Raw genomic sequence first — 8,216 nt, 5'->3', positions numbered from 1 at the left:
CTTTCGACAGCGGAATGTGAAAGTTGTTTTCCGGTTGCGTGGAACCTGTCAGCATGGCCAGTTTCACGGGAATATCCGCGTTATAAAGGGCTGCCGCACAAAACACGATAATCGCCGCATGCGTTAAGATATAGCCAATGCGGCTATAGCGACCCTTGCGGCCAAGAATGACCATACCGCCGTCACCACGGTCGTGCAACTTCGGCCGATAGCCGCGTCCACGCAGAACGGCCACCACCATTTGTGTCGCAGAGTCCATGGGCAACGACGAAACGATTTCCGTCTTATTGGCCATACCCTGCGGGTCATATGCCGATGCCATGGCCGTATCCGGCTCGCGCATTTCCCTGATCATGCGCGGTGTATTTCGGATCAGGCAGGTGCTGGTGGACAAGACGAGAAAACCCACAATAGCCAGATACCAATTCGTCCGGTAAACATTGTATAAACCAAGATCGCGAAAAACATCAAACCAGAACGGGCCAAACTTTAACGCATAGTCCTCGTAGGGTTGTTGCTGATTCAAAATCGTCCCAATAACAGAGGCAATCGCCAATAACACCAGCAGACTAACAGCCAACCTCATTGAACCAAGAAAGTTTACTACTAAGCGGGCTCTCGAGTAATTTATGACACCGACGGAGCTCTGCTTAGTCAAACCGGCCCCCTCTGATAAAAGCGTTTAAATCACGCAACCGCAGTGGGTCATCCATCATGGATGACTGTAGAAGCATATTTACGGGATTCAGACCACGCATTATCGCCATATCCTTAACATCGACTTTCAAACCAGTTTTATACCATATGCGCCTATGGCAATCAAGTCTGTCGTCAATGCACGGTGATTGCCGGCCCGAGAAGGATGAGGGTTTTGTTGGCTGTAGATGCTGGTTCAGCGCTACCACGGTGTCAAACATCTCATACCTTTGCAATATCAGAGCAGCTTAATTTAACGTTATGCTTATCGCCCCTCGACGCCCACATCATGCTCGTAATGGAAGGAGAAGGACGCAGCACAAAGGCTCAGAAGCAGGCCGCGCACGTTCATAGTGGATAGCGACATAATATTGATAATATGCGGATCAATGGTTGCCTCGGCATAAATCACACCAAATCTATTGCGATGGCTGCGCGGGAACACGAAAGATATATACTGCGACCCTTATTTTCGGGTCAGTGCCCAAGATTAAAGAAGCCCAGATGTCACGATTAACGCCCATTTCCTCCCTTCAAAAACCATCCTGGCTGGCGAATAAACTGACTTACCTTAGCAAAAAAAACGCGCGCAGCCACGCTGAAACGAGGGATACGAGTCACTCTGGAAAGGAAGTGACCAAAGATAACCATCCCCAGAGCAGGCACGGCAAAAAATGCGATTACTCCCCATTCCAATAGCGCTGGAAAGGTTTGGTTGTTCGTCTGCGCGATTTCCTCCACCGGTGATGGAGGCTGCCATACCTTGTTTTCATTGATAGGGTCGGCATTATCCATTCGGGCAGGCAATGGATCGCGCATATCAGTGAATGCTGCTGCACGCATCGCATGAACAATAGCGACATTCTCCAAATCCATGTACGTAGTGGTTACCGGCCAGCCCCGCCAGACCTTGACCTCCATGCCACCGCCCTCTTTCCAGCGTGCCGTGATCGGCCCGTGCTTGATGTCACCGATGATGCTGCTGGGCTGTCCATACTTGTACCCAACCATGGTGATAATATTCTGGACCTGCCCGGTGTCGTTGAAGCTGGGGAATTTATACTCGGCAAAAGCAAAACGGTTATCTTTGTCATACTCCACCGAAAACTTACTTGCGCCTTGCAAGCGGGGCACCTGCCCGTTTATCCGATAGGTATCGAACCATTGCTGGGGGCCGTTCAGGGTGCAGGGAAGGCCCGCTTTCTGTAAAGCGGGCGTCAAGCTGGCGCGTGTTGCATTCTGCAAGGGAACACCAAAGAGCGTGAGCGGCACAGCCAGCGCACTCCCGGCCCATACCCATAGCGACACGGCCACAATGAAACGATTCATGATCAACCGCCTACCCTCCTCTACTCATTGGCATGCCCGCCTCCCACAGACCGCGCCCATGTCTCCAGGTTTGGACCTATCGCCCTGCTTCGCCTTGCGCGTATATACCATGTGAACGCCCTCCGAACGGGGGCGGTACCTTAACAGTATCTAAGCTGCCATGGGCGGCGGCCATGCACCGCATGACCCCTTTTTATAGCACGCGCACCGTCTTCACACAAACCGGAGAGCGTCAGCCACCCCGTCCTGGGCGAAGCTTGCATCCATCCAGGCTCCACCGCAATTCCGCACGTCTCGAAAGGCTTTTGCGGCTTTCGCGGAAATCTGCAAATCCCCCTTTACGTTGGAAACTTTCCTACTATACTAACTTTGGGTGGTAGGCTGATCCCGCATTTACCAACCAATGAAAAGGATGACGTTATATACCAAATAGACAAACTAAGGAGGTATCATGAAATCCACGTCACGCCGTCTCGTTATCGCTTTACTCGTCGGCACCGTCGGGCTGGGAAGCAGCACCGCCTCTTGGGCCTATGAGGGTCAGCAGTACGCCAAGCAGGCACGCATCAGTCCAAACAAAGCAGAGGCCATCGCCATGAACGCCAGTAGGCCTTGTGGATTCCGCTTGAGCAAGGGTTTTTTTCACCCCCTACAGGCACCCACCATCGCCAAGCAGACCTGCCCCCCGAACACTGCCAAGGTCACTGGCATGAAGTTGGCAAAAGCCTCCGGCGGTAGCGGTCTGCACTATGTTGTAGACGTTAGTCGCGAAGGTCTGATGTACACTGTTTCTATCGATGCAAAAACGGAAAAGATCCTGGAGGTACTGATTCTGCCGGTCGGGTCCAAGCCCTGAAAATCGCCCAACCACCCTGTGGGTCAGCATAACGCCGACCTGGGCTGGCGGCATCCCGACCAGCGTGACAACACGGAGCCCATCATGCAGCGAGGCAATGCCACCGCCGCCATGGTGGGTGTGTCGTTGTCAGAGTCCGGCAATCACATTTGCAACATCTCAGCATTCAAAATTTAAGTACGTAAGCACGTGAAAGTTGCATCCATACGCAACGTCTTGTCGTCCAGGGGGGTAACCACATATCGGGTTGCTTCTTGCATTCGGTTACTTTATTTTTTGAGACGTGTGGCTTCATGTTGCACCAACATAGCAGCCCCATGTTGTTTCCAGAGCGCGGTAGTAGCGCTTTTAGCGGGATCATTCAAGGTCTTAGCCAGTGCCATAAGGCCACCCAAGAGTGTATCTTCATCGATTTCCAGGATTCCTGCCATCTCTATCAGGCTACCGAGCATGAATCGTTTGTGATTGCGGTTCTTAGATTCGGCAAGTTTCTTTTTACGATTCTGTTTTTTGCGGATACTGATGAGCGTCTCTTTGGCTCTTCTCGCAGATTCCAGAGCCGCGAGACGTCGTATTTTCGCGTTTTCTGCCTGGGATGTCATATGAGCCCTCCTTGTGCCTTGTGAAAAGTTAATTTTCTCCCATTGATGACATCAATTAGGCGCATTCAAAGATTCACCAACCCCTCACCCCTTGCAACTGTAGGGAACCCGCTATGTTAGATCGTAATATCTTGCTTACCGTTGGGCAATGGAAATGTCTTCGTCGCCACACAAATGTAGTCCACCCTGCCGAGGAGTCCAGCACAAAAGTCTATGGAGGTGCCCTGCTACCTGACAAGAAGGCCACGCGAACAGACTGTCTTGCTTTTCACCGCGGTGGAGCGCTATGCTGCGCAGCATAATGCGCTTCATCACCATCCGTTAGAATTATCGGCTTTTCAACCCGACCCATCAGGATATTTTTGGTATCTTTTGTGAATAATAGGACATTTTTATGAAGTTCGTTGCCCGGTTGCCCAGGGTGTCTTGTTGAACACGTATCCAGCTAAACAGCCGATGTCGCCGCACGCCTTTAATATGCGGCGTGTTCTCCTATTACGCGGGCTGGCCATCATCGGCCAATGCATGATTATAGCCATAATTGCAATCATTCTTAAATGGCATATGCCTATATGGCAATTAGCTACAGTGATCATCATAGAGTTTGCAATAACAATTGCAAGCATTGCACGCCTTACCCTGCGATGGCCCATAACTAATAAAGAATTCTTTGTGCAGTTATTGGCAGATGTTGCCATTCTAGTGGCATTTCTATACTTCTCAGGTGGTCCCACGAATCCATTTGTCGCCTTACTACTGTTGCCCTTAGTGATTGCAGTAACCACCCTCCCGGAGATATATTGCTGGTCCATGGCCGTGATTACAGTAACTTGTTATTCAGGATTGATGGCTTTTTATATACCATTACCATTGCATGCTCTTGCGACCTATGAAATGAAACTGCATATATGGGGGATGTGGTTTGAATTTGTTATGATTGCTGGCATTATCAGCTATTTCGTCAAAAGGATGGGCGACAGCCTGCATGAACGGGATCAAGCGATTGCGCGTGCTCGTGAAGAAAAAATGGCGATGGATCGTGTTGTTGACTTAGGTGCGCTGGCCGCTGGCGTTGCTCATGAATTAGGAACACCGCTTGCCACCATGACGATAATAACTAAAGACCTGCAGCAAGACTATAAAGAAACTCATGATCTATCTGAAGGTTTGGGCATATTGTATGATCAGCTACAGCGGTGTAAACGTATCCTAAGCACCATGTCAGCATCTACTGGTCAACTGCAAGCATCCAGTGGCTGCCAGCTGCATCTTGAAGAATACCTGAGCGAGGTTGTTAGCAAGTGGGGAGCTGCCCGCCCTGGTATCAATGTCACACTGCACTCCGATGGGCCTGGAGGCGCTGCAAAAATCGTTGCGGAGCATACGCTAACTCAGGCGCTAACCAATATTTTCAATAATGCTGCCGATGAGTCACCAGAGCATGTCGAGGTAGATATACACTGTAGCGATCACAATATTGTTATTGACGTTTGCGATCTTGGACACGGAGTAAGCCCAGAGGTAATCAAGAATGCCGGGCAACCTGTTTTCTCTAAAAAAGAGGGTGGCCTTGGGTTGGGACTCTTCCTGGCCACTACTGTTATAACTCGCCTAGGTGGAAGTGTATCATTGTTCAATCGGCAGGGCGGTGGCTCATGCACTCGCGTCATACTTCCATTAACCTCATTACTCATAAGTAGTATCAATAGCTAATGTCAGACGGAAACACAGAAAACAGCGCAGATATAGATACCCCTTCGGTCTCTAACATTATGGTGGTAGACGACGACATAACATTTTGTCGAGTTTTATCAACTGCCTTTTCCCGGCGTGGTTTCAGGGTATGCACGGTGCATGATACCGCAGATACAATTACTGTTGCAGAAAAATATCTGCCGGACGCTGTAGTTCTGGACCTTCGAATGCCCGGAATTTCTGGATTAGAGTTGATAACGCCGTTAAGGAATATTATCCCGGATATCAGGATCCTTGTTCTAACCGGCTACGCCAGTATCGCAACGGCGATTGAGGCCATAAAACTCGGAGCGGTCTATTATCTGACGAAGCCAGCAGATGCAGATGAGATAATAGCCAGACTAAACGAGCATAATGGCAACCCTGCCGCGCCGGTTAAAAACGATTTATTGTCGGCACGCAGGTTGGAATGGGAACATATCAGCAAAGTACTGATGACGTGCAATGGCAATATATCTGCCGCAGCCCGCTGCTTGGGAATACATCGGCGATCTTTACAACGCAAGCTGAATAAACGCCCCGTACGGCACTGAGCGCGCGGGACAACACTGGACATCATAATGTTCTACGGGAAATTTCATCCTTCCGATCAGCAGGTAACGCTGCTACATATGCTTTTTCTCTTATCCAAATACTGGCAATCCATTTTTCTCCATCGATAACTGGTAACCCCGCGTGCAACGACTCTCTTAACTGGAGGTTCTGCGCATCTATATTCCTAAATAAAATACCAGTACCCACGCTGGGCACTATATTAGCCATAATATGTGGAAATTGAGTCCACCCACCCTGTTCCACATCGTTCAAGTATAGCAGAACCGTTAACATCCGATTCCCGCCGTTCTCCAATTGTGGGGACCCTTCTAAAAAGGAATCGTAATGTATATCATATTTTCCGCCACGAGTATAATGCAGGACTTGTAGCGGCTCTTGGTTTTCCTCTGCAACCCCAATAAATAATGAAATACGGCGCCGCACCGCTTTAATTATCGGATACCTATCAACCGATGGCGATGCCACTGTACTGCGGCGCCCTGATGTTTCATATGAAACATCAGAAACATCATATATCACCTCCGAAGGTTTCGCATTGGATGATTCACCAGCAGCAATCAACTCGGTGCATTCTTCAGGGCTTAAAAGTCCGCTGAAGTGCACCAATCCAATAGTATCATTCACGGAAAGTATCTTTACTGCCATATCATTTCCCTACTTAAAAACATGTCTGGAATCAATTCGGGAACGCTGCTGTGAGCACCCGGCGGTATTGTTGCTGCTCTAGTAGCATGCCAATCCATAGGAGAGAGCACAATACAACCGGCGCTCACATTACCGGCAGGCACGCGTTGGCGATGCCCTTTATAGATCATAAACGTAGGATGGTGCTTTTTTCATTGCATCTGAGCCATCCGCATGTGGATCATCGCGTCATACTTGCCATCCGTATTTATAACTCCTTTAGGAACGCTAATCTTGTAGTACTCATTACCTATTGTGGTTCTTATTTTGTCATATCCTGACTTTATGTTGGGCCACTCTTTGGCCAGCCTAAACCGTGTTGGGGACCATGTAAATGATATGTATCCATCTATTATCGCCCCAGCCGCCTTAGCAATAGATAAGGATTTCTTTGCGTCCTCCGGGTCTGTTGGGAGCTTGCACCGCGACAGATTTTTTTTGGCATACAGCGCATACAGCCAACTACCTTCATTAAAGGATGCCCCCGGCTTCTTATTTTGATAAAAGCTCACATCTCTGGCGACATGACCAGAGGCAACGATCGCATCATGATAAACCGCCAGAGTCGGTGGTAAGATACAGTCATAAAACGATTCCATCTGGGTGACGGCCGCACCTTGTGCCATTCCTGGCGCAGCCAGTGCCAACGTAAGCATTACCAATCGAAACATTTTCGTCATAACAACTCCTGTTCTTCATATGACTGCCAAATCATAATCAAGAGAAATACACAATTATGAAATCTGTCATACGCCCATATAGCAATACTACGGCAGCATTCTTTATTACCGCCGCCAGTTATTACCGCAGCACCGGAAGGCACCTCGAAGGACGCAAAATCAGACTGAGTGCATACATTAAAGATCGCCTAACAATGCACAGCCATTATCATCTTATCATGCATGCCAAAATATATAGCGCGAAATTTCACGCCAAAGACTTCCTCGATAGCATGGGGCCGGCTCATTTTATAACTTCTGGAAATAATCCGGCTTCAGCAATAACGCCACCCGTTTACCATTCCAACTTTGCAGGGCGAGAAGCAATCCAACGCTGGCGAGGATATAAAAAACGCCTTTCTCGCCCGCTATTCCCAAGCCCCAGCCACCGACCACACCACCTACGAAGATCCCTAGGAACTGCATCAGCGAGTAGACCCCACTGGCCGCCCCCCGCTGTTCCGGCTTGGTACTGCGGCTCATCATGGAGGGCAGAATGGCAGAGGCGATGTTGTAGCCCACAAAGAAGATGACCGCACCAATAGCCACCGGCCAGAACCGCCCGGCCAGCAGTCCCATGATCAGAGCGCCCGCCGCAATGGCGAGGCCGCTGAAGACCAGCATCTGTCCGTGCTGTTTGTTCCTTTCCGCATAAATGACCGGATAGATCATGGCCGCCACCGAGAGCAACATCACCGGCAGATAGACCTCCCAAACGGCGGCATCGGGAATGTGCATGGCGTTGACCAGTTCCGGGGAGAGCACCACAAAGCTGGCGCCAAGCACCATCTGTAGAATGAAAATGCCAATACTGGCGGTGAGTACCGATGGATGTTTGAACATCCTTAGCGCATCCCGCCAACCGCCCATGCGCTGCTGATGGTCCTGCGGTATGGGGGGGATGACTTTCCACAGCGGAAAGAGCGCGAGAACACCGAGTGCAGCGGCGACCAAAAAAACGCCCGTCAGACCCCATACACCATAAAATACCGGGCCTAAGGCCATACCCAGCACATAAGC

The 8,216-nt window shown here is 49.8% G+C and carries 9 protein-coding genes; 3 read left to right on the top strand and 6 right to left on the bottom strand.

The window, feature by feature from the left end; all coding sequences use genetic code 11:
- Positions 1-658 (bottom strand): cytochrome c biogenesis protein ResB (locus HF921_RS11780; RefSeq protein ID WP_215893864.1); only part of this gene is annotated, 658 nt, incomplete at its 3' end.
- 551 nt (positions 659-1,209) lie between these two features.
- Positions 1,210-2,025 carry a hypothetical protein gene (locus tag HF921_RS11775; protein ID WP_064218443.1) on the bottom strand — a complete coding sequence of 272 codons (816 nt, stop codon included), beginning with the start codon at positions 2,023-2,025 and terminating at the stop codon, positions 1,210-1,212.
- A gap of 451 nt (positions 2,026-2,476) precedes the next feature.
- Between HF921_RS11775 and HF921_RS11770 the strand changes: the two genes are divergently transcribed.
- A complete protein-coding gene (locus tag HF921_RS11770; RefSeq protein WP_064218435.1) occupies positions 2,477-2,881 on the top strand; it encodes a hypothetical protein in 405 nt (134 codons plus the stop codon).
- Positions 2,882-3,150: 269 nt separating this feature from the next.
- Here the strand turns inward: HF921_RS11770 and traD are convergent, their stop codons facing one another.
- Entirely contained in the window at positions 3,151-3,483 is a 333-nt protein-coding gene (gene traD / locus HF921_RS11765; RefSeq protein ID WP_064218436.1) for a conjugal transfer protein TraD, read from the bottom strand.
- Positions 3,484-3,912: 429 nt separating this feature from the next.
- Between traD and HF921_RS11760 the strand changes: the two genes are divergently transcribed.
- The gene (locus HF921_RS11760; RefSeq protein WP_226834559.1) at positions 3,913-5,196 is read left to right on the top strand and encodes an ATP-binding protein; all 1,284 of its coding nucleotides are present in this window, start codon (positions 3,913-3,915) and stop codon (positions 5,194-5,196) included.
- Positions 5,196-5,771: a response regulator transcription factor gene (locus HF921_RS11755; RefSeq protein WP_064218438.1), complete on the top strand. Its 576-nt coding sequence runs from the start codon at positions 5,196-5,198 to the stop codon at positions 5,769-5,771. The genes HF921_RS11760 and HF921_RS11755 overlap by 1 nt, the downstream gene beginning before the upstream one ends.
- Positions 5,772-5,793: 22 nt before the next feature.
- On the opposite strand, the gene HF921_RS11750 is transcribed toward HF921_RS11755, so the two are convergent.
- The 3 genes from HF921_RS11750 to HF921_RS11740 form a co-directional block, all read right to left on the bottom strand.
- Positions 5,794-6,438 (bottom strand): prolyl hydroxylase family protein, encoded by a 645-nt coding sequence (locus HF921_RS11750; protein ID WP_064218439.1) that lies wholly within the window; start codon positions 6,436-6,438, stop codon positions 5,794-5,796.
- Positions 6,439-6,629: 191 nt separating this feature from the next.
- Positions 6,630-7,157 (bottom strand): hypothetical protein, encoded by a 528-nt coding sequence (locus HF921_RS11745; protein ID WP_064218440.1) that lies wholly within the window; start codon positions 7,155-7,157, stop codon positions 6,630-6,632.
- 288 nt (positions 7,158-7,445) lie between these two features.
- Positions 7,446-8,216, bottom strand: a 771-nt coding sequence (locus HF921_RS11740) for an MFS transporter (RefSeq protein WP_404813119.1), incomplete at its 5' end; no start/stop codon positions are given.

It is taken from the genome of Acidithiobacillus ferriphilus (assembly GCF_018854775.1).
Lineage (GTDB): Bacteria > Pseudomonadota > Gammaproteobacteria > Acidithiobacillales > Acidithiobacillaceae > Acidithiobacillus > Acidithiobacillus ferriphilus.
The sequence above is the reverse complement of the archived record's forward strand: the minus strand, read 5'-3'. Positions and strand labels throughout refer to the sequence as shown.